Raw genomic sequence first — 21,061 nt, forward strand, 5'->3', positions numbered from 1 at the left:
CGAGCTTCAATTCGATCACGAATCGCTCAGCTCAGACCGGCGTAGGAGTGCAATCCGGACACGACCATGTTGATGATGAACAGATTGAACAGCATCGAGACGAATCCTGCGATGTTTATCCAAGCGGCTTTGGTCTCGCGCCAACCTGCGGTCGCTCGGGCGTGGAGGTAGGCGGCGTAAATCACCCAGGCGATAAACGACATCGTCTCTTTGGGATCCCACCCCCAGAACCGACCCCAGGCTGCCTCCGCCCAGATCGCGCCGAGGATGACTCCGATACCAAAGAGAGGGAAGCCGACGATGACGGTTCTGTAGGCCAACCGGTCGAGTGTCTGGGCGTCGGGCAAACGACGAGCCATCGAACCTACAGGCCCGCGGCGCTCCGCGCCGGCGGGCTGTCGGATCCGTAGTAGGAACGCGAGGCTGGCCACGCCGGAAACCAGGAAGACGCCGCTGCCGATGCTGACGATTGTGACATGGATCGGAAGCCAGTAGGACTGCAGAGCCGGAACGACAGGCGCTGCGTCGGCGTAGAGCAGGGTTGCCGCAACGAACATCAGGATTAGGACCGGCGCCAGAAGAAAAACCCACATCGCGCGGTATGTCTGCCCACGCAGAAACACGATGCCAGTCGCCGTTGCGGCCGCGGTGGCCATGGTGACGAACTCGTACATGTTGCCCAACGGGAAACGTCCGGTTGCGAAGCCACGCAACACGATCGACACAAGGTGCAGTCCCAAGCCCACGACGAGAACCGCGGCACCCATGTTGCCGAGACGCTCGGGCACTGGCTTCGGCGGAGCCGAAACGATCCGTCCGGGCACTTCCGGCGACGGCGCCGAGACTCCCCCTGCCGCCACAAGCTTCCTGCTCCCCAACTCGAACCGGTGGACGTGGTCGGTGCGTGTCGCGGCGTAGTGCCAGATCAGCAACACGAGGGCTAACAGATACACGGCGAAGGCCGACTGGAACGACAGGTCACTCAGCCTGGCAATGGTTTGGTTGATGGGCACGGTGGGTCCTCTCCTGAGCCATCCGGGTTCTCAGATCAGATGCGGCCGCACCCGTCCAGCGAGTTTCTACTACTCGTACGTCATTCGTGGTCCATTAATCCGTGCCGCAGACTTGGCAGAATCGCACAACCTACAATTCCGTCTGGGATGCGCCGGACCCGCCGTACGCGTCATTGCCCGACCTCGGCGCACTGCGGTTTCGATCAGTCGTCCGTTCAGATCAGCATGCCCGTAGAGGTCGGCGAGGGCACATATTGACTACTATGCCCGATAGTAGTCAATGTTGTGTGGCTCAACGGGGAGTCACCCGGAAAATGAGGCTGCCGTCGGATACCGCGTTCCGCGGCGCTGAGTGATATGCCAAACCCCTCAGGGCGCAAGGGCTCGCTGACGCAACGAACATTGCCATGTCACCGAGCGAACACGTTGACGCATTGATCTGCTGACCGACCCTCCGGGGACGCGACTTCGCGCTCACGGCAACGCTTCTAGGTGCACTGGACCACGTGCGCGATAGATGGGCGGATGTATGAATACGCTCACCAAAGGCGGGGTCGACCGTGCATCCGCATTGAGCCTCTGCTCCGACAACCTCACAACCCGAACCGCTACGCCAGAAGTCGCCGAGCTTGAGAGTCGCCCCAAACGGCTCCCAAACCGGACTTTACATGCATAGGTGCGCATGTAACAATACCGGAGCGGGAAGGCTTGTCCGCGAAGCGAGAAGGTGGCGTGCTTGAAGTTTTGGTCGCGAGTTTCAACCATGCAGATGCGTCGTCACCGGCGAACTGAGTCGCAACTGACCGAGCCGCGCCGAACTTAGGCCACGCTTGTCCGTCCACCGACCTTTCAATCGGACATCAATAGCCGTCGCGCGAGTGTGCGCATCCTGCGTGGCTCGTCCCACCACCCACCGACGCGAGGAGTGCCGATGACCGAGTCAGCGACCGACGGAGCCCCCACGCATCCGGTGATCCATCTCTCACAGCTACTGAAGCGACCAGTGATCGCACGGAATGGGGACATCGTCGGCGCCCTAGACGATCTGATCGTGCGATTGCTCGGCGTGGACACCTACCCGACGGTATCCGGGCTGGTAGTCAATGTCGGTGGTCGGCGAGTGTACGTTTCTGTCGAACGGATCGAGCACCTCGACGGGGACCGGGTGATGCTGGCGCAGAACAAGGTGGACCTGCGCGGGTTCGAGCGCCGCGAGGGCGAGGTACTGCTGCGTTCCGACGTCCTTGGCCATCGGCTGATCGACGTCCCGGCCGCGGAGCTGGTGCACGCCTACGACATCGAACTCGAGAACCCCGGTCACGGGTGGGTACTCGCACGGCTCGACACTCGCCGCCCGGCCCGGTTCTTCGGCTTAATCAAATCCCATGGAGGACACGCCAGTCGGGATTGGAAAGCGTTCGAACCCTTGATCGGCCACAAACACAGCATGGTAGTGCGGCGGGTCGGCGGGCGAGTCGGCACCCTTAAACCGGCGCAGATTGCAGATCTGCTCGAGGGCGCAGACAAGCGCGAGGGTGGGGAAATCCTTGACCGCGTCCACACCGACCCCGAGCTTGAGGCGGACGTTTTCGAAGAGCTCGACCCGGGCAAGGCCAACAAGCTGCTCGCCGACATGAGCGACGTCGAGGTGGCCGGTGTGCTTGGTCTCATGCGCGCAGACGACGCCGCCGACGCAGTCGCAGAGTTACGACAGTCCCGCCGTCGACGAGTGCTCGATCTGATGCCGGCCGGCCAACGCACGAAGGTGATCACACTAATGGGGTTCAATTCGTCCAGCGCCGGCGGCCTGATGAGCGTCGACGTCATCTCCTGCGCCGCCACCGCCACTGCGGCGCAGGCCCTGTCGGCAATCTCAGCAGCACGGTCCATGCAGCCCGAGGCTCTGCTGAAGGTGCACGTGCTCACCGACGCCGGCCGGCTGATCGGGGTGGCGTCGGTCATCCGGCTGCTGCAATCGGAGTCGGTGACCCCGATCGTCGACATCATGGACACCGACCCTGTGCGCGTGACCCCCGTGGCGGACCTAACCGAGGTGGCGGTGCTGATGGCCGACTATAACCTCGCGACGATCCCAGTCGTCGACGATGCCGACCACGTCGTCGGCGTGGTCACCGTCGACGATGTCCTCGAGGCCTCCATCCCCGACGACTGGCGACGGCGAGAACCTGCACCGAGGCCCATCGTCGAGCGCGCCACCGACCACCCTACGACCAACACCACCTCCACAGATCCAGGCGGTGATGACCGTGGCTGAACCCGAGATCACCGACGCCACCCCGGCACATACGCCTGTCGGTATGCCTGAACCGCGACCGTCCGCAGTCCTCGATTCCGCGCACCTCGGCGACATCGAGGGGGCGCTCGGAAGAATCAGTTTGTCCGACAAGGAATCTCGCCGCACTTTCAAGGCTCGGATGCTGACCATGTTGGCGATCGTCGGGCCTGGCCTCATCGTCATGGTCGGTGACAACGACGCCGGCGGTGTTGCCACCTACGCGCAGGCCGGCCAGAACTACGGGTACTCGCTGCTTTGGGTGTTGCTATTGTTGATTCCAGTGCTGATCGTCAACCAGGAGATGGTTGTCCGACTCGGGGCGGTGACCGGGGTGGGGCATGCCCGGCTGATAAACGAGCGCTTCGGCCGCGGGTGGGGCTGGTTCTCGGTCGGCGATCTGTTCGTATTGAACTTCCTGACCATCGTCGCCGAGTTCATCGGAGTTTCACTGGCCGCCAGCTACTTCGGCGTCTCACGGTACATCGTCGTGCCGACCGCTGCGGTCGCGTTGATCGCGATCATGGCCACCGGCAGCTTCCGCCGCTGGGAACGTGCGATGTTCGTCTTCATCGCCGTCACGGCGGTACAGATCCCGATGCTGCTGCTCTCACACCCAGACTGGGGTCGCGCTGCCCGAGACTTCGCGATTCCGGGCGTCCGAGGCGGGATCACCTCGGACGCGGTGTTGTTGATTATCGCAATCGTCGGCACCACTGTCGCGCCGTGGCAACTGTTCTTCCAACAGTCCAACATCATCGACAAACGGATCACCCCGCGGTTCATCAGCTACGAACGAGCCGACACCGTCCTCGGGGCGCTGGTCGTCGTCGCCGGCGCAGCGGCATTGATGATGACCGCCGACTACGCCGCCCGCTCAACTGGCAGTGTCGGAGAATTCGTGGACGCCGGCGACATCGCGCGCCTACTCAGCGCGAATGGTTCCGTCCTCGGCCCGATCTTCGCGATCGTGCTTCTCGACGCCTCGATCATCGGTGCCGCTGCGGTCACTCTGTCGACCAGCTACGCCTTCGGTGACGTGTTCGGGATCAGCCACTCGCTACACCGAGGGTTCAAGGAGGCCAAACCCTTCTACCTCTCATACGGTGCCATGGTCCTCCTTGCCGCGGGGATCGTGCTGATCCCCGGCGCACCGCTTGGACTGATCACTACCGCCGTGCAGGCTCTTGCCGGACTGCTCCTGCCCAGCGCGAGCGTGTTCCTGTTGCTGCTGTGCAACGACCGGCAAGTACTCGGACCCTGGATTAATCCGCGCTGGCTCAACCTCGTCGCCGGGCTGATCGTCGCGGTCCTGCTGATGCTCTCGGGAATCCTCATGGCCACCACCGTTTTTCCCGACCTCAACGTGGTGACCGCCTCAATATACCTAGGGATAGCGTTGGTCGTCGCTGGCATCGTCGCAACAGTTGGCGTGCGGTGGCTCGACCGGCGCCGCGGCGTAGTCACCGCTCTGCCCCCTGACGTCGGGCGAGAGGCAAAGATGCAGTGGCGGATGCCGCCGCTGACGCTGCTCGAACCGGTCGTGTGGTCCTCCGGAACGAAACTGGGCATGCTGGCCTTGCGGGGCTACCTCGTCATCGGCGCGATACTTCTCGTGGTCAAGGCTATTCAACTCGGCAGCCGATAGGATGCCGAGCCGCAGCCAAATGAGAGTGCGAGTACCAGCAGCTCGGGAGTCACCACCACGCGGGATGCCGGTCTCGATGCCGTGCTCGAGAACCTCACGGTCGCTGCGCCGCAGACCCAGGCAGAACCGGTAGGTGACGAAGAACGCGATCGGGGGGCAGCAGCACCATGCCGATTCGGCCGATCCACATCATCGCGTTCAGCGAGATGTTGAACTTGTACGCAATGATGTCGTTGACGCAGGGGATCGTCAGACCAGGTAGAACGCGATGACCATCGCGCCGATCGCGGTGCGGACCGGAACGTCCCGCGGACGCTGCAGCAGGTTTGCCTGCGTGCGGTGGTAGTCGGAGATTCAGCACCGATCGCAGGGCTCGCGGGTTCGGATGCTGCGCTTCCTCGTCGTGGTCGTGGTACTGATGGCCGACTATAAACTCGCGACAATCCCAGTCGTCGGCGTGGTCACCGTCGACGATGTCCTGCCGCCGGGCAGAACAACTTGACTCCGTAGCCGGGTACAGGGTTCACAATGGCAACATGCGTAGCAGTGAACTGGCCACCCTCACGGGTGAATGTGCAGACGTTGCGGTACTACGAACGGCGCGGACTCCTGCAGCAGCCTCCACGATCCGCCTCGGGATACCGCTCATATCCGGGATGAGGCGGTCGAGATTATCCGGTTCGTCAAACGCACCCAGGAACACGGCTTCAGCCTCGAGGAGATCAACGAACTTCTCCACCTCTACGGTGGCGGACCGGACGATTGCGACGCAGCGCGGAGACTCGCCCAGAAGAAGATCGCCGAGCTCGACGAAAAGATCCGAGATCTGCAATGCATGCGGGCCTCATTGACCGAATTCGCTTCCACCTGTGCACTACCGCGAGCTGACCGGCACTGCCCCATGCTCCAGACATTGCACACCGACGAAGGAACACCATGATTCAACTCGAAATTTTGCAAGTCCTGGACTGCCCCAACGTGCCGCTCCTCGAACAACGAATCGAGCAAGCTCTCGCGGGTGTATCGATCGAATGGGAACTGCGCCACCTGGTCATCGAGGATTCCCAATCAGCAGCACTCGCGGGTATGGCCGGGTCTCCGACGTTGCTCGTCGACGGCCACGATCCCTTAGCCGAGTCAAATCAGATCCCGAGCGTGTCCTGCAGGCTCTATCGCGATGCCGCGGGCGCTGTCGACGGCGCTCCTACTGTGTCGGCGCTGAGGAGAGCATTCGGAATGGATTGACCAACGTGGACAGTCGTTGACTGCTGCTCCGAATTCGGCTTCGGCAGCAGCGATCGCCGCGACCTAGCCCCTTCCCGGGTGACACCGGGGGATGAAGGAGGCTTCATCTATGCCGGCGTGGCCGCGGGAAACTTCTTCACGCGGTGCGCGACGCGCGACGCCTCTCATCTACGACCATCACCTCGTCGTTGATCCGGCGTCGCAACGATCGGAATGCGATCGCAGAGATGGCGAATCCGAGCAGCAAGGCCCCGAACAGTGACAAAGCGCCGGGGATTTCGAGGTCGAATACGGCGTTGATTCCCATGACGATCACTGCGAGCCCAGCGATCAGGGCGAGTCGAGCTGCGGTGTAGTACACCATCAATCGCACAAGCTTCGACCGTGCGATTCGTGTCATTCGCGTCGGCGGCCCTTGATGTGAATCCAGTGCTGGAATTTCGGGGCGGGCCGACGAGCTGGGACGACCCTCCGGGGCGGATTGACGTTTCACAGTGCTCGATTCAATAGTTGGACTCGGGCCCCTGCCGCTGCTGAGCGAGGGCCGGTGGAAGAACCAATATAGCTACTATGCACAATAGTAGTTCAGTGTTGTTCCCCGATTCGCCGCACCATACTTGGAGGAAGTGTATGCAGGCACGGTCGCGATGGCTCATGTTCTTCTTGGCCGTGATCGCCCTCCTTGTCGTGGCAATCTGGCCTCGATCCGAACCAACCGAATCCCACTCCCCAACCCGACCGCAAATGCCCCCGGCCGCATCCCAAGACGACGGCGAAGCTCTCGACCCGAGCTTCACATCTGCGACCGCAGCAGCGAAGGTTTCCTGCCCTGCGGCCCCGGCGGCACCGCCCGTGAACGGAAAACTCCGGGGAATCAAAGCGACGTGTCTTGGCGAGAGCACTGAAGTCGACCTCGGCGCAGCGCTGTCCGGGGAACCCACCTTGATCAATCTCTGGGCTTCGTGGTGTGGGCCGTGTCGATCGGAGATCCCGGTTCTGAACGATTACGCAGGCAGCCCCGGCGCCATCCGTGTGGTCGGCGTCAATGTCCAGGACGACATGTCAGCAGCACTAGCACTTCTCACGGACGCCGGCGTGCGCTATCCCTCGTTCGCCGCCATCGACGACGTCGGAATTGCACTGTCGGCGCCGCCAGTTCTGCCGCTGAGCTTCCTCGTCCAACGTGACGGGTCCGTCGACCAGGTCACAGCCCCCATGGTTTTCGAAAACACGGACCAAATACGCTCCGCCGTAAGTGAGTTGATGAAATGACAGTCCCCACACCCACGCGACAACGGATGCACCGCACCCCCCGAGCGCATGCCCATCCCCTCTCACTCATTGCTATCCTCACCGCGGTGGTCGTCGCCGCAAGTGGGTGCGCGAGCGGTACCGACGCGGTCGCTTCGGGTGCGAACTTCGATTTCGTCTCGCCTGGGGGGCAAACCGATATCTTGTACGACCCACCCGAGTCGCGAAATAGAATCGGCGCATTGGCCGGGCCTGACCTTATGACCGACGGTAACGATATCTCACTGACTGACTACGCAGATCAGATCGTCGTGATCAATCTGTGGGGACAATGGTGCGCCCCATGCCGCTCCGAGGCCGACGATCTCGAACGCGCCTACGAAGCAACCAAAGACCTCGGCGTTCAGTTTCTCGGGATCAATGTTCGAGATCCTCAACGTGACAAAGCTCAGGACTTCGTCGTCGACAACAACGTGAGCTACCCCTCGATCTACGACCCGTCGATGAGGACCTTGATAGCGCTCGGCGGAAACTATCCGACGAGCGTGATTCCCTCCACGTTGGTGTTGGATCGTCAGCATCGCGTCGCCGCAGTGTTCCTTCGTGCACTTCTCACTGAGGATCTACAGCCTGTCATCGAGCGTGTGGCGGCCGAACGGTGAACGACTTTGCCCAAGGCATCGGGTCCAGCTTCCAGACCGCCGCCTCGAGCGGTCCGTTGCTGCTCGCCGTAGCGGCGTGCGTTTTGGCCGGTCTGGTCTCTTTCGCCTCACCGTGCGTGGTGCCACTGGTTCCCGGATACCTGTCGTATCTAGCCGGCATTTCCGGAGCTGATTCTCCGGCGGTGACCCCTGAAGACGCGACCACGAGACCCGCAGCAGGCAGATGGCGGGTGACAGGCGCGGCAACGATGTTCGTCGCGGGATTCACGGTGGTGTTCGTTTTCGCCACCGCATCGGTATTCGGCGTGATCAGCACCCTGCGCATCAACGAAGCGCTGCTCCAACGTGTGGGCGGGGTGATCACCATCGTGATGGGGTTGACATTCATCGGCCTTATTCCTGCCCTGCAGAAAGACGCACGATTCGCGCCGCGACGAATCTCCTCCCTTGCCGGCGCACCTTTGTTGGGGGGCGTGTTCGCGTTGGGCTGGACACCATGTCTCGGCCCCACTCTCGCAGGGGTTCTTTCGGTGGCGGCCGGAACTCAAGGCACGACGGCAGCGCGCGGGGTGCTGCTGATCGTCGCCTACTGTCTAGGACTTGGATTACCGTTTATCGTGCTGGCGTTCGGGTCGGTGAAAGCGCTCCGAGGCGTCGGATGGCTCAAACGCCATTCACGAACGATTCAGATCGTCGGCGGAATAATGCTCGTCGCTGTCGGTCTGGCACTGGTCACCGGTGTGTGGGGCGTGTTCATCGGCTGGTTGCGCAACGAGTTTGTCAGTTCGGTCGTGTTGCCGATATGACAGAGAGTGTCCCCACGGGAGCTCGCATCCGTCGCCTCCCGAGACTGATTATCCGAGAAAGCATTCGAATGCTGCGCCAGTACTGGCGCAGATTGACGTCGATGAGTACCGCGCTCGTGCTCCTGTTCCTCTTGGCGCTGGCAGCACTCCCCGGAGCAATGCTGCCTCAGCGAAATCTCAACGTGCAGAAAGTGTCCCAGTACATTGCGGCCCAACCAACCCTTGGCCCACTGTTCGACAAGCTGGAGTTGTTCGACGTCTTTTCCAGTTTCTGGTTCACCGCAATCTACGTTCTCCTGTTTCTCTCTCTCATCGGCTGCCTGTTTCCACGCTTGCGGGCGCATCTCGGCGCACTCAGGAGCCAGCCTGTGCGGGCACCTCGGAATCTGTCCAGGTTGCCGCACCATTTCCACGGCGAGGTAGATATCTCTCACGACGAGGCCTTGACGAGAGTGCGCCGGTCTCTCAAGGGTTGGCGCATCGCAGTCAATCCCGAAAATGATTCCGGAGTATCGGTTTCGGCGGAGAAGGGATATCTGCGCGAGGCCGGGAATCTGGTTTTCCACTTCTCGCTGATCGGGTTGCTCGTCACCGTCGCCATCGGCAAGCTGGTGGGGTACGAGGGTTCGGTCATCGTCATTGCCGACGGCGGCCCTGGATTCTGCAACACCTCACCCGCTGTGTACGACTCATTTCGCGCGGGAAGTGCAACTGACGGCACGGGTCTCGCACCGTTCTGCATCAAGGTCAACGACTTTTCCGCGGACTATCTCGATACTGGTCAGGCCGAAATGTTCACCTCCAACATCTCATACCAGAGCGGGCAGGACATCGCGACCAATACCTGGAAAGACTACCGTCTTCGAGTCAACGAACCGCTGCGTACCGATGGCGCCCGCGTCTATCTGACCGGCCACGGGTACGCGCCGCAGTTCACCGTCACTTTCCCCGATGGCCAGTCCCGTACCGAGACAATGCAGTTTCAACCGGACGACGCGGTGACGTTTCTCAGCAGTGGGGCGTTGCGGTTCGATCCACCCGGCGGTTCGTTCCCCGATCCGAACGAGCGCCGGAAGAATCAGATCGCCATCGAGGGACTCTTCGCGCCGACCGCTTCCTTCAGCGGGACGCTCCTGACTTCGTCGTTTCCCGACGCACGTGATCCTGCGGTCGCGATCGACATCTACAAGGGCGATACGGGTCTGGACACCGGCATCCCGCAATCGATCTTCTCGTTGAACAAGGAAATGATCAACCAAGGAAGGCTGGTCAAACAAGATCGTGTGAACCTCCGCCCTGGAGAGACGCGGACTCTCTCTGACGGAACACAGGTTCGGTTCGACGGGGCCAAGGAATTCGCCAATCTACAGGTGTCGTACGACCCTGCGCAACAGTGGGTTCTCGTCTTTGCGATCACGATGATGCTCGGACTTCTGACCTCGCTCGTGATCAGGAGGCGGCGCGTGTGGATCCGTTTACGCCCGGGGGCAGCACCGGAGCAGGTCGATCTCGAACTCGGAGGCCTCGCGAGGACCGATCATGCAGGGTGGGGCGGCGAATTCGACGATCTTTGTGAGAAATTGTGGACGGACCAGCACAGTTCTCCTTCTACGGGAGCGGGCCTGTGAGGGTCCCTTCGTCCGAACGTGCACTCACTGCCGACGGTGAACTCGATGCATGCCTGAAGAGTGGTCGCCCCAAACGGCTTTACGGTGGGAACGCTTTGCGTCTCGCGCTTTCGGTGGGCGCTGGGTGGCTGCTATTTCTCAGTTTTCCGCCGCGCACGCTGTGGTTTCTGGCCCCTGTCGCCATCGCCCTGCTGACCGCCGTTCTCCAGGGTCGCAGTCTCCGTGCGGGTTTCGGATTCGGCTATGCCGCGGGACTGGGATTCTTCGTTCCCTTGCTGCCGTGGGTCGGAGCGTATGTCGGTGCAACGCCTTGGTTGGCGTTGGCGGCGATTGAAGCGCTCGCGTTCGGCGTGTTCGGCGTACTGGCAGTGGCCGTCGGTCGCGCTCCCCTTTCCCCGGTGTGGATTGCGGGTGCATGGGTCACCGCCGAAGCACTTCGTAGCCGAATTCCGTTCGGCGGTTTCCCGTGGGGGCGTTTGGCCTTCGGGCAGGCGGACAGTCCGCTGCTGCCGTTGGCTTCGATCGCAGGGGCGCCAGGTCTTTCCTTCGTGACTGCACTGACCGGAACTCTCATCGCCTGGTCACTGGCCGGACCCTCCCGTGTTCGATGGCAAGCATTGGCGAAGGGTGGCGTTGCCGTCGTCCTCATCTTTGTGAGTGCATTGGTGACAAGTTCTCCCGGTGCCGCCCCTGACGAGGTCGTCACTGCTGCCGTCGTTCAGGGCAACGTGCCGCGACTCGGCCTCGATTTCAACGCCCAACGCCGAGCGGTGCTCGATAATCATGTTGCCCGCACCGAGCAGCTCGCTGCCGATGTCGCGGCGGGTCGCGCAGCCCGGCCACGGCTTGTTATCTGGCCCGAAAATGCTTCGGATATAGATCCTTTGGTGAATCGGGATGCGGCAGAGCGACTGGACCGAGCAGCCCGTTCGATCGGGGCACCAATCCTGGTCGGTACGGTTCTCGTAGGTGAAGCGAGCACATCGATCAACAGTGTCATGGTGTGGGATCCCACGGATGGCCCTGGCCAGCAACACATCAAACGACAACTCGTGCCGTTCGGGGAGTACCTGCCGCTCCGACCGATCATTCGTGCAGTGTCGTCGTACGCCGATTCTGCGGGCAATTTCGTTGCCGGGAATGGGAACGGTGTCGTCGACCTCAACGGAGTTCAGGTAGCTGTTGCCACGTGTTACGAGGTGGCCTTCGACGATCTGGTGACCGAGTCGGTCCAGGCGGGAGCCACCGTCATCGCGGTTCCCACCAACAATGCGACCTTCGGCCGGACGGAGATGACCTTTCAGCAATTGGCCATGTCGCGGGTGCGGGCAGTCGAGCACGGTCGCACTGTGTTGATCGCCGCGACCAGCGGTGTCAGTGCGATCATCACGCCGACGGGAGAGGTACGCCAACAGAGCGAGATCTTCACAGCACAGGCATTGACCGACGAGATCGCCCTGCGTTCCGATCTCACACCGGCAACACGTCTGGGCGCGGTTCCCGAGATCGCCCTGGCGGTGATCGTCCTTTCTCTCGCTGCCGCATCTCTCTTCGGGGGCGCGTACCGCTTCTGTCTCGGCAGAAGAACGAAACCATGAATTACTATGATTGATAGTAATTCAGTGTCGGTGCCAGCGCGCAAGGGAACGAGTCCACCAATGTCGAAGAACCGCAAGAAGAACACACCCCGCCCCCGCGGCGGTGGGGTGCCCGGTGGCCGAAGTTTTCCGTGGTCGATATCGATCGCAGTCCTGATTATCGCCGGCCTGGTCTCGGTCATCGCCTACAACATGGTGCCCAAGGCCATCGAGAGGACCGAAGCACAAAAATACGCTCCGAGCGCGGACAACCCGGACCCCTCGCTGTCCATCGAAGGGGTAACCGAAATCGAATACGCGGCCGGCAATCATATTCAAGCGCCTCAGCGCGTTGCATACGATCAAACTCCCCCCTTGGGAGGAGCGCACGATCAGTACTGGGCGACATGCACAGGCATCGTCTACCCGGAGCCGATACGCACTGAGAATGCGGTGCATTCACTCGAGCACGGTGCGGTCTGGATTGCCTACAACCCCGACTCGTTGAATCCGTCCGACGTCGACGCCCTTACCTCCCAAGTCAACGGTAAGCCGTATTCCCTGATGTCACCGTTCCCTGGCATCGATTCCCCCGTTTCGATTCAGTCGTGGGGGCACCAACTCAAAGTCGACAGCGTCGACGACCCCCGTATCGCAAAATTCATCACCGCCCTCAAACAGAACCCGAACACCCATCCAGAGGCCGGTGCCAGCTGTGCAACGGTCCCGGGAGGATTCGACCCGAACGCTCCTTTCCCCTTCGACGCATCTCCGCCAGGCCCTGACGCGATTCCCGCAGCGTCGGAGCAGTCAGCCACTGGTCTTCCCGCAGCAACGACCCCACCTGCGCCGGCGATCACGAGGAGTCGCGAAAATGGTTGAACACGAGGCGGTATCGATTCAATCCGAGTCGGTATCCGATTCATCGGGCAAACGCCATGCCACGCCGGCCGCAGTGTTGGTGGTCGGTATTGTCATCGCTCTGTTGATCGGAATCATCATCGGCCTGTGGGCAAAGGGGCGGATCGAGAACACCTCGCAGGGGGTCCCAGCCGTCGGCGCAGTGGAGGTCGGCTTCGCGCAGGACATGTCGGTTCACCACGGGCAAGCGGTCGAGATGTCGTCCCTCGCATTGGTGAACACTGCCGACCCCGCTATCCGTACGCTCGCGTACGACGTCGTCACTACTCAGCAAAGTCAGATAGGAATGATGCAGGGGTGGCTGTCCATCTGGGATCGACCCGCCCGGAGCACGGGCGAGTATATGGAGTGGATGCCCTCAACTTCCTCGGCGATGAATCACTCGATGCCCGGCATGAGCACCGGACAAAGTGATTCCGGCGTAACTGAATCAGTCGCGATGCCGGGAATGGCTTCTCCCGCCGAACTCGCGGAACTACGCACCCTGACCGGACCGGCATTTGAGATTCGCTATTTGCAATTACTGTTGCGCCACCATCAAGGGGGAATTCCGATGGCCCAATACGCCGCTGACAATGCCGATCTCCCCGTCGTGACAAATCTTGCTCGACAGATCGCCGCTACACAGCAGGCCGAATCGACCGCATTGCGAGAACTGCTCGCAGTGAGAGGTGCCCAACCGATCCCGATGAACTGACCACTCATCTCACACACCGTCGCATCCGCCGAACCCGATCATCGAGATGCCGAGAGCAGTCATCGACGGGGAAGGGTTTTGAGGAATTCGTTGTAGGCCTCGAGGTCGACGTCACCGTCCCTGGCGGCCTTTTTGTCGACGGCGGCGTTGGTGCGGGTCTCGTCGCGATTCCACCTCATCGCGAAAACCACCATGATGATCAACGCGACGGGTTCTCCGTACGACCATGCCAAAGCCCCCGCCATTTGTTGATCGGCCATCAGATCGACGTTCCAGGACGCCGGCGGATTGGTGAAGGTACTCAGGAGTGGCGAGGTTGCCATCATCAGGATCACGCCGATGAAAACATGGAGAGGCATTTCGACGAAGAGGTCGAAACATCGACCCAGGTTGCTTTGCTTGACGGGCAACGGCCCAGATGAGAGCACCGGAACGATGAACAACACTCCAGTGGCCAGGAAGAAGAGCTCCAGGCCTGTGTGACCGACCCAGGACGACGCCACCAGGTCGAATACCGGCGAGAGGTAGATGCCGTAGTAGCTGAACAGGAACAGTGGAATCGTGACGCCGGGGTGTAGCAGAATCTTCGCCGTCCGGCTTCTGAGTGCCGTCAATGCCAGCTTGAGGATCGGAATTCCCCACCCTGTGTGAGGGGTGGAGCGCAGCAGGAGAAGACCTGGGCTGCCGAGAACGAGCAGTGGTGGAATCGCCATCGACAAGGTCAAATGCTGGAACATCCAGATACTGAAGAGTTCGTACCCGTAGCCCTCGACGGCGAGCCCCGTGACCAGGATCAGCAATATACAGCCGAAGAGGAAGCTGGCCGTCCTCGTCCACGGCCACACCCGACCGGAAGACGTCACCCGGTAGACACCCCAGCCATACCACGCTGCCAGTAGGACTCCGATCAGTGGTAGGACCGGGAGCGGCTGCGGCGCCCACCCCACCATTGCTCCGAACGAAGGCACGGCCTCGGGTAAACGTATCCAGTCCATCACCTACGTGGTCCCTCCCCGCTCGTACTGTGTTGTAACATCTCAGCGCTTCGAGCGCTTGTCTCCGCGGAGAACGATGACCATCCCGATCACGAACAGGATTGCCACTGCGCCACCGAGAATCGGCAACAACAGTGGGGATCCGTCGTCGGAGTCGGCATCGGCGGTCGCCGCCGACGGCGCAACAGTTGCCGGAGGTGTTGCACCTCCGGGAAGCGGCGCCGCATTGTTCTTCGCCGCGTTCAAGGTGAAGGAGTACGACCCCGTGATCGGGTGTCCGTCCTCAGAGATCACCCGGTAACCAACGGTGTAAGTGCCAGACGACATCTGACCGGTCGTCACGAGAGAAACGCGCTCTCCCTGCACCGACGGCTCCCCGGCTCCGACCTGCGTCCCGTCGGCCGCACTGACGGTCACGTTCGCGAAACTCGTCTGAATCTCCTGATTGAAAACCAATTCCACCGAACTCGGCGCAGTGTCGAGAACTGCGTCGGCGGATGGAGTCGATCCGACCAGTGCACTGTGTGCTTGCGCGGTGCCTGCGCTTATGAGCGCACACCCCGCAGCCACCAGCAGCACAACCATTGCACGCCTCAAAATCTGTTCCTCCTACTCGGCTCACACCATCGAGGTGCGGAGTCCGGCGATCGATGCACACCGCACTTCGCTGAGACAATACCTCCGACTACTATGTTGCATAGTATTCAGGGCTGTGTGGTGGCCGGAAGGTTGCACGCATCGACGAACACCGACCAGGTAGGCGGATCCATGAAGTTGACCACCAACGCGAAATTCTCGATAGCCCTGATAGCTGTCTTCGCTGTCGTCCTCGGCGCGCTGTTGCTCGGCAACCGCAGCGGGAGGGAGACAAACAGCGCCAGCGCTTCGGACGCATCGGTTCTTCGCGACGACACGCATCTACTTTCCTCTGCGCCGGACAACGATGTCGTTCTGGTCGAATTCCTCGACTTCGAGTGCGAGGCATGCCTGGCGATGTATCCGACGATGGAGCGGATACGTGCTGAGTACGCTGACCGCATCACGTTCGGTGTACGGTACTTCCCCATTCCCAGTCACACGAACAGTCGACTCGCGGCGCGAGTCGTCGAAGCGTCGTCCAGGCAAGGGAAGTTCGTGGAGATGTACCAGCGAATGTACGACACGCAGACCCAGTGGGGCGAGTCGTCCGAATCTCAAGTAGCCCTCTTCCGTACGTTCGCCCAGGATCTGGGACTCGACATGGCGACCTTCGAAGCAGATATGAATGATCCCGCAGTCGCAGAGCGTGTCGAAGGGGACTTCAACGAAGGTATCGACCTGGGCGTGCAGGGCACACCGACGCTGTTCCTCAACGGCGTCCAGTTGCCGTCCATGCCGACATATGACGATCTCACCGCTCGCATCGACGCAGCGCTGGCCCAATGACATCAACGGGAGCACGCGGTGCCCACGTCGACACTGGTATACCTCCGACTGTCGACTCGGCCCCGAAAGTGTGCTCCCCCTATGTCGTCGGATGGATTCTCACTGCAGCAGGCGCTCTCGGCTTGGCGGCGTCTCTGATACTGACTATCGAGAAGTTTCAGCTTCTCGCGGATCCCTCATATCGCCCGTCCTGCAGCATCAACCCCGTCCTCAGTTGTGGATCGGTGATGAGTTCTCCACAAGCCTCGATCTTCGGTTTCCCGAATTCGATCCTCGGTATAGTCGGGTTCACCGTCCTACTGACCACGGGAATCGTGACCCTCACCGCCGCAAAGGCACTACCTCAGTGGTATTGGCGCTGTATCGTCATCGGCTTGCTCACCGGAGCGGTGCTGGTTCACTGGCTGATTTTCCAAAGCCTGTACAGAATCCAGGCACTGTGCCCGTACTGCATGGTCGTGTGGGTGGTGACGATGACAGCCCTCTGGTATGCCATTTTGCATCTAGGTGCTCGTAGCGCGTCGACCTCCTCGCGAATCGTGACCGTCGGCACCGAGAAACACACTCTCGTGCTTACTATCTGGATCGTGTCCGTCGCGAGCATGATTCTCAGCGCATTCTGGGACTACTGGTCGACACTGGTCTGACGAGTCCCACGAAAATCTGCCAACGCCGTCGCACTCGGCCAACTGTTGCACGATCAGTCAACCTTCAACTCAACTACTATGGATCTTAGTTTTTAGATCCGCAACCCTCCCGAGTAGAGGGCGATGAGGCCAGGAGAAGGAGACGAATATGAAATTCATGGGTGCAGCGAAAGCGCTAGTCGACAAGGGCAAGGAGGCTGCCTCGAAGAACGCAGACAAGATCGAAAACGCGATCGACAAAACCGCCGCGTCTGCCGAAGCCAAGACCGGTGGAAAACTGACCAGCCAGATCCGGAGGGCTGCGCTTGCGGCAAAGAGAGCGATTCCTCCGAAGAAGTAGCGACTCTCTTTGCCTTGCCGCCTGATTGCTCGTTGGTCTCCACGCCGTACGACTGAGAATCGGCGTCGAGAGCGCGAATAATCTCGCTTCGGTGTGCCCCCCTCGTGACAGCACACCGAAGCGAGGAGCGCTCAGGGTTCGGTCTGCGGAATCACGATACTCGCGTGAAAATCTCTGTGCCACAGCCGCGCAAGGAGGGCGTAATAGGATTCGGTTACCCTCGATTGCGTCGAGAGCGCCGCTTCCGACGACTCGATTGTCGTCGGAACGAGAAGGAGGGCACGATTCGCCAATGCCGCCGCGGAACTCCCGATATCCATCACTGCGCCACTGATACTGGCCGCGGCGTTCAGCACGGGGTCTGGAAGGACAGTGGTGGAACGCATGAAGGTCCGCTCTGCGTCAACGAAATCCGCTCCGGTCTGGAGATGATTCTCGATTGCGGCGATTACTTCGCTGACTCGACGGGTGTGAACCCGAAGTTTGCGGGGGTGCCGGATGTGGCGACGAGATACCGGTGGCAAAGTCCGCAACCGGGCACCAGCATGGTTCGCCACGCCGCCGTCGAGAGCGGTCGGCAGTACGTCTCGAATCAACCAGTCCGTGAGTAGGGCGGCAGCGGTATCTGTTGCCGGGACGATGACCACCGGCATTGTTCGTGTTGACATTGACTTTCCCATCGGTATGGCCGCCGAGCTAATTCTTCTCGTCATCATCGGACGTGGATGCGGTAAGTACCTTCTCCGATTCTGATGAACTCGTCTCCGGCCGGTGACCGGCCCCGACGTGTGCTTCTGCTCGCATCCGAGCAACCATGTGCGGGTAATGCAACTCGAAGGCCGGACGCTCGCTGCGGATGCGCGGCAACTCGGTGAAGTTGTGACGCGGCGGCGGGCAGGTCGTTGCCCACTCCAGCGAGTTTCCGTAGCCCCACGGATCGTCGACAGTGACCACTTCGCCGAATCGGTAGCTCTTGAAGACGTTCCAGATGAACGGGAGAGTGGAGGCTCCGAGAATGAAGGAACCGATGGTCGAGACTGTATTGAGTGTGGTGAACCCGTCCGCGGGTAGGTAGTCGGCGTAACGACGCGGCATACCCTCGGCACCGAGCCAGTGCTGAACGAGGAACGTCATGTGAAAGCCGACGAACGTGGTCCAAAAGTGCCACTTGCCAAGGCGCTCGTCCATCATGCGACCGGTCATCTTCGGGAACCAGAAGTAGATACCGGCGTACGTCGCGAACACGACCGTACCGAAAACCACGTAGTGGAAGTGGGCGACCACGAAGTAAGTATCCGTGACCTGAAAATCCAGCGGAGGGCTCGCCAGCAGCACACCGGACAGACCACCGAAGAGGAAGGTGATCAAGAATCCGAGAGAGAACAGCATCGGTGACTCGAACGTCAGGTGTCCCTTCCACATCGTGCCGATCCAGTTGAAGATCTTCACACCCGTCGGCACGGCGATCAGGAACGTCATGAACGAGAAGTACGGCAGGAGAACCGCGCCCGTCGCGTACATGTGATGCGCCCACACTGCGATCGACAGCGCCGCGATACCGAGCGTCGCGTAGACCAGGCCGCTGTAGCCGAAGATCGGTTTGCGGCTGAAGACCGGAAATATCTCCGAGACGATACCGAAGAAGGGCAGCGCGATGATGTAGACCTCGGGGTGGCCGAAGAACCAGAACAGGTGCTGCCACAGCAGGACTCCGCCATTCGCGGGGTCGAAGATGTTGCCACCGAGGCGACGGTCGTAAAGCAGTGCGAAGAGTGCGGCGGTCAACAGCGGGAAGGCCAACAGAATCAAGACAGAGGTGATGAAGATGTTCCACGTGAAGATCGGCATGCGGAACATCGTCATACCGGGAGCGCGTAAGCAGACAATGGTGGTGATCATGTTGACCGCGCCGAGAATCGTGCCGAGACCGGAGACGAGAAGCCCCACAATCCACAGATCCGCACCGACCCCAGGTGAGCTGACTGCCGAACTCAGAGGCGTGTAGGCCGTCCAGCCGAAATCTGCGGCACCTCCGGGAGTGACGAACCCGCCCGTAGCGATGAGAGCACCGAAAAGGTAGAGCCAGTAGCTGAACGCGTTCAGTCGCGGGAAGGCGACATCCGGCGCACCGATCTGCAGGGGGAGAACGAAATTGGCGAATCCGAACACCACCGGCGTCGCGTACAGCAGCAGCATGATCGTGCCGTGCATGGTGAAGAGTTGGTTGTACTGCTCGTTCGACAGGAATTGCATGCCCGGAATCGCCAGTTCGCTGCGCATGATCAGCGCCATGAGCCCGCCGATGAGGAAGAACGCGAACGAAGTCACCAAATACATCAAGCCGAGCGTCTTGTGATCGGTCGTCGTCACAAGGTTCCGCAGCACCGATCCCTTCGGCGCCCGTCGCGCGGGGTACGGCCGGGCGGGGATCGGGGGTGATGCAATTGCGGTCATAGTCAGCCCGCTTCCTGTCGAGACGCAAATAGAGTGTGCGACAGAAGCATAACCCAAATACTACGTTGCATAGTTTTTGGGTCCGGGTGGCGCCTCGGCCACCCTTTCCGACTGCCGTCAGGTCACGAGGGCATGAGCGGACGCAGAGAAGACGACCATGGTGGTCAACGCGGCGATGACGGGAACGATCATCGGGAGCATCGCAGCAGAGATGCAGACCAGTTTGGTGCCGCGAATCCGGGAATCCGTCTGCAGCCTGACCAAGCGCACCGCGATCTCGTCGTCACCGAGCCCGAGTGTCCACACCGGCTGAGGTAGCGGCGACGTCGCCACCACGCGCAATGCCGACCGGACGGCATCGGGGCTGGTGGCCTGTGCGGCCCGATCGTCGGCAGCGAGCTCGACCAGCCGCCGCACCGCAGCGGGAGCCGCTTTGAACAGCGGGATCACCGGCAGCGCCTTCGCGAAGACTTCGCACACATTGATGATTCGGTGATGCTGCCCTCGCAAGTGTGCCCGCTCGTGGGCGATCACCGCTTCACGCTCGGATGCGGTCAAGCAATCGGAGAGACCTTTGGTCGCTACGACGAATCCCGGCCGTCCAGCGACGCTGTAGGCCATCGGCATCGGATGATCAAGCCAGAGAACGTCATCCGATGCCGGATCTGCGCGGGCGATGATCGATACGACATCACGGTGGTAGTCGCGGACCTTGGCTCGGCCCTTATGTTGCCGATGAGCCAAGAACAAGCTGCGAACGGCGATGAGCGCGGTAACCGCAACTCCGCCGACAGCGAGCGCTTCCCCGATCCAGGGGGCCATCGCGTGTTGGAAGGCAGTGAAGCATCGCACAAGGGCCTCGGAGAGCCCTTCCGCTGGTGCATGGCTCGGCCACAGAAGGATCACTACTGCCGATACGGCAAGGAATCCCAGACCCACGATGCTGCCGATCCATGCCGCGAGAATCGCTGCAGGAGCCAGAGTGGTCGATTCGAAACGCCGCAAAACCTTGGGCATGAACGCTCCGATGAGCACGGCCCCGAGAAGGAGGACTGCGGCGAGAGTCATCTACCGAACCTTGCCGTGATCCAGTGCTCGCCGCAGTGCCTCGTATTCGTCATCGGAGACGTTTTGCGCGAAGTGCAGAAGCGCTGAAACAGAGTCATTGCTGTTGTCGAGTAATTCGCGCATGGCCAGTGAGGTCGCTTCATCGCGGCTACGCGATGGCGAATAGATGTATGCGCGGCTTCGTTTTTCCCTCTGTACCCACCCTTTTTCGTGAAGGTGCGTCACGACGGTCAAGATCGTGGTGTATGCCTTCGGGGCGCCGCCCTCGAAGCGGTCGACCAGATCCCGCACAGACTGCGGCTCTTCTGCATCCCACAGGAGATCCATCACTTCGGATTCGAGCCCGCCGAGTCTCTTCATCTTCCTTCCCCCTTCGGAAATCGTCGATTGC

General features: G+C 61.0%; 23 protein-coding genes and 1 pseudogene. 15 read left to right on the top strand and 9 right to left on the bottom strand.

All coding sequences use genetic code 11. The features are described 5' to 3' along the window. Positions 1 to 26: 26 nt before the first annotated feature. A complete protein-coding gene (gene ccsB, locus QRN54_RS25355; RefSeq protein WP_047270614.1) occupies positions 27 to 1,013 on the bottom strand; it encodes a c-type cytochrome biogenesis protein CcsB in 987 nt (328 codons plus the stop codon). Between the two features lie 931 nt (positions 1,014 to 1,944). Between ccsB and QRN54_RS25360 the strand changes: the two genes are divergently transcribed. Both QRN54_RS25360 and QRN54_RS25365 read left to right on the top strand, forming a co-directional pair. Further along, positions 1,945 to 3,288 carry a magnesium transporter MgtE N-terminal domain-containing protein gene (locus QRN54_RS25360; protein ID WP_047270613.1) on the top strand — a complete coding sequence of 448 codons (1,344 nt, stop codon included), beginning with the start codon at positions 1,945 to 1,947 and terminating at the stop codon, positions 3,286 to 3,288. Between the two features lie 43 nt (positions 3,289 to 3,331). Continuing rightward, the gene (locus QRN54_RS25365; RefSeq protein WP_047270656.1) at positions 3,332 to 4,954 is read left to right on the top strand and encodes an Nramp family divalent metal transporter; all 1,623 of its coding nucleotides are present in this window, start codon (positions 3,332 to 3,334) and stop codon (positions 4,952 to 4,954) included. A 63-nt stretch (positions 4,955 to 5,017) separates the two neighbouring features. Here QRN54_RS25365 and QRN54_RS25370 read toward each other — a convergent pair. After that, a pseudogene (locus QRN54_RS25370) lies at positions 5,018 to 5,281 on the bottom strand (cytochrome bc1 complex cytochrome b subunit); the annotation flags it as partial. 201 nt (positions 5,282 to 5,482) lie between these two features. Here QRN54_RS25370 and QRN54_RS25375 point away from each other — a divergent pair. The 3 genes from QRN54_RS25375 to QRN54_RS25385 all read left to right on the top strand — a co-directional run bounded on the left by QRN54_RS25375 (position 5,483) and on the right by QRN54_RS25385 (position 6,199). Then, on the top strand, positions 5,483 to 5,614 hold the full coding sequence (locus tag QRN54_RS25375) for a MerR family DNA-binding transcriptional regulator (protein WP_223304459.1): 132 nt from the start codon (positions 5,483 to 5,485) through the stop codon (positions 5,612 to 5,614). 61 nt (positions 5,615 to 5,675) lie between these two features. Continuing rightward, positions 5,676 to 5,894, top strand: coding sequence for a MerR family DNA-binding protein (locus QRN54_RS25380; RefSeq protein WP_256670292.1), 219 nt, complete (start codon positions 5,676 to 5,678; stop codon positions 5,892 to 5,894). After that, positions 5,891 to 6,199, top strand: a complete 309-nt coding sequence (locus tag QRN54_RS25385; protein ID WP_047270607.1) for a hypothetical protein — start codon at positions 5,891 to 5,893, stop codon at positions 6,197 to 6,199. The genes QRN54_RS25380 and QRN54_RS25385 overlap by 4 nt, the downstream gene beginning before the upstream one ends. Positions 6,200 to 6,335: 136 nt before the next feature. Here the strand turns inward: QRN54_RS25385 and QRN54_RS25390 are convergent, their stop codons facing one another. Next, positions 6,336 to 6,599, bottom strand: a complete 264-nt coding sequence (locus tag QRN54_RS25390; RefSeq protein WP_080961187.1) for a DUF4229 domain-containing protein — start codon at positions 6,597 to 6,599, stop codon at positions 6,336 to 6,338. Between the two features lie 344 nt (positions 6,600 to 6,943). Between QRN54_RS25390 and QRN54_RS25395 the strand changes: the two genes are divergently transcribed. The 7 genes from QRN54_RS25395 to QRN54_RS25425 are packed head-to-tail and all read left to right on the top strand — an operon-like array spanning position 6,944 to position 13,741. Then, a complete protein-coding gene (locus tag QRN54_RS25395) occupies positions 6,944 to 7,471 on the top strand; it encodes a TlpA family protein disulfide reductase (RefSeq protein WP_442971568.1) in 528 nt (175 codons plus the stop codon). Between the two features lie 26 nt (positions 7,472 to 7,497). After that, entirely contained in the window at positions 7,498 to 8,112 is a 615-nt protein-coding gene (locus QRN54_RS25400; protein ID WP_047270604.1) for a TlpA disulfide reductase family protein, read from the top strand. Next, entirely contained in the window at positions 8,109 to 8,918 is an 810-nt protein-coding gene (locus tag QRN54_RS25405; RefSeq protein WP_047270602.1) for a cytochrome c biogenesis CcdA family protein, read from the top strand. Before QRN54_RS25400 ends, QRN54_RS25405 begins: the two co-directional genes overlap by 4 nt. Then, positions 8,915 to 10,546, top strand: coding sequence for a cytochrome c biogenesis protein ResB (gene resB, locus QRN54_RS25410; RefSeq protein WP_502944073.1), 1,632 nt, complete (start codon positions 8,915 to 8,917; stop codon positions 10,544 to 10,546). The genes QRN54_RS25405 and resB overlap by 4 nt, the downstream gene beginning before the upstream one ends. Next, the gene (gene lnt, locus QRN54_RS25415) at positions 10,543 to 12,144 is read left to right on the top strand and encodes an apolipoprotein N-acyltransferase (RefSeq protein WP_054827437.1); all 1,602 of its coding nucleotides are present in this window, start codon (positions 10,543 to 10,545) and stop codon (positions 12,142 to 12,144) included. Before resB ends, lnt begins: the two co-directional genes overlap by 4 nt. Before the next feature lie 60 nt (positions 12,145 to 12,204). Next, the gene (locus QRN54_RS25420) at positions 12,205 to 13,005 is read left to right on the top strand and encodes a thioredoxin-like domain-containing protein (protein WP_047270598.1); all 801 of its coding nucleotides are present in this window, start codon (positions 12,205 to 12,207) and stop codon (positions 13,003 to 13,005) included. After that, the gene (locus QRN54_RS25425; RefSeq protein ID WP_047270597.1) at positions 12,998 to 13,741 is read left to right on the top strand and encodes a DUF305 domain-containing protein; all 744 of its coding nucleotides are present in this window, start codon (positions 12,998 to 13,000) and stop codon (positions 13,739 to 13,741) included. The genes QRN54_RS25420 and QRN54_RS25425 overlap by 8 nt, the downstream gene beginning before the upstream one ends. A gap of 59 nt (positions 13,742 to 13,800) precedes the next feature. Here the strand turns inward: QRN54_RS25425 and QRN54_RS25430 are convergent, their stop codons facing one another. After that, positions 13,801 to 14,736, bottom strand: a complete 936-nt coding sequence (locus QRN54_RS25430; RefSeq protein ID WP_054827426.1) for a cytochrome c oxidase assembly protein — start codon at positions 14,734 to 14,736, stop codon at positions 13,801 to 13,803. A 42-nt stretch (positions 14,737 to 14,778) separates the two neighbouring features. Beyond that, positions 14,779 to 15,321 (bottom strand): copper resistance CopC family protein, encoded by a 543-nt coding sequence (locus QRN54_RS25435; RefSeq protein ID WP_223304457.1) that lies wholly within the window; start codon positions 15,319 to 15,321, stop codon positions 14,779 to 14,781. A gap of 183 nt (positions 15,322 to 15,504) precedes the next feature. Here QRN54_RS25435 and QRN54_RS25440 point away from each other — a divergent pair, with 183 nt between their 5' ends. From QRN54_RS25440 to QRN54_RS25450, 3 genes are all read left to right on the top strand, one after another. Continuing rightward, positions 15,505 to 16,161 (top strand): DsbA family protein, encoded by a 657-nt coding sequence (locus QRN54_RS25440; RefSeq protein ID WP_047270652.1) that lies wholly within the window; start codon positions 15,505 to 15,507, stop codon positions 16,159 to 16,161. Then, positions 16,158 to 16,808 (top strand): vitamin K epoxide reductase family protein, encoded by a 651-nt coding sequence (locus QRN54_RS25445; RefSeq protein ID WP_052959927.1) that lies wholly within the window; start codon positions 16,158 to 16,160, stop codon positions 16,806 to 16,808. The genes QRN54_RS25440 and QRN54_RS25445 overlap by 4 nt, the downstream gene beginning before the upstream one ends. 148 nt (positions 16,809 to 16,956) lie before the next feature. Next, positions 16,957 to 17,148 (top strand): antitoxin, encoded by a 192-nt coding sequence (locus QRN54_RS25450; protein WP_047270593.1) that lies wholly within the window; start codon positions 16,957 to 16,959, stop codon positions 17,146 to 17,148. Positions 17,149 to 17,279: 131 nt separating this feature from the next. Here QRN54_RS25450 and QRN54_RS25455 read toward each other — a convergent pair whose 3' ends face one another. The 4 genes from QRN54_RS25455 to QRN54_RS25470 all read right to left on the bottom strand — a co-directional run bounded on the left by QRN54_RS25455 (position 17,280) and on the right by QRN54_RS25470 (position 21,030). After that, positions 17,280 to 17,816, bottom strand: coding sequence for a hypothetical protein (locus QRN54_RS25455; RefSeq protein WP_223304456.1), 537 nt, complete (start codon positions 17,814 to 17,816; stop codon positions 17,280 to 17,282). 28 nt (positions 17,817 to 17,844) lie between these two features. Beyond that, entirely contained in the window at positions 17,845 to 19,602 is a 1,758-nt protein-coding gene (ctaD, locus tag QRN54_RS25460; RefSeq protein ID WP_047270592.1) for an aa3-type cytochrome oxidase subunit I, read from the bottom strand. Between the two features lie 117 nt (positions 19,603 to 19,719). Beyond that, positions 19,720 to 20,670: a M56 family metallopeptidase gene (locus tag QRN54_RS25465; protein ID WP_285183376.1), complete on the bottom strand. Its 951-nt coding sequence runs from the start codon at positions 20,668 to 20,670 to the stop codon at positions 19,720 to 19,722. Next, positions 20,671 to 21,030, bottom strand: a complete 360-nt coding sequence (locus tag QRN54_RS25470; RefSeq protein WP_003944627.1) for a BlaI/MecI/CopY family transcriptional regulator — start codon at positions 21,028 to 21,030, stop codon at positions 20,671 to 20,673. Between the last annotated feature and the right edge of the window lie 31 nt (positions 21,031 to 21,061).

The organism is Rhodococcus sp. MEB032 (assembly GCF_030208925.1).
Classification (GTDB): Bacteria; Actinomycetota; Actinomycetes; order Mycobacteriales; family Mycobacteriaceae; genus Rhodococcus_F; species Rhodococcus_F qingshengii.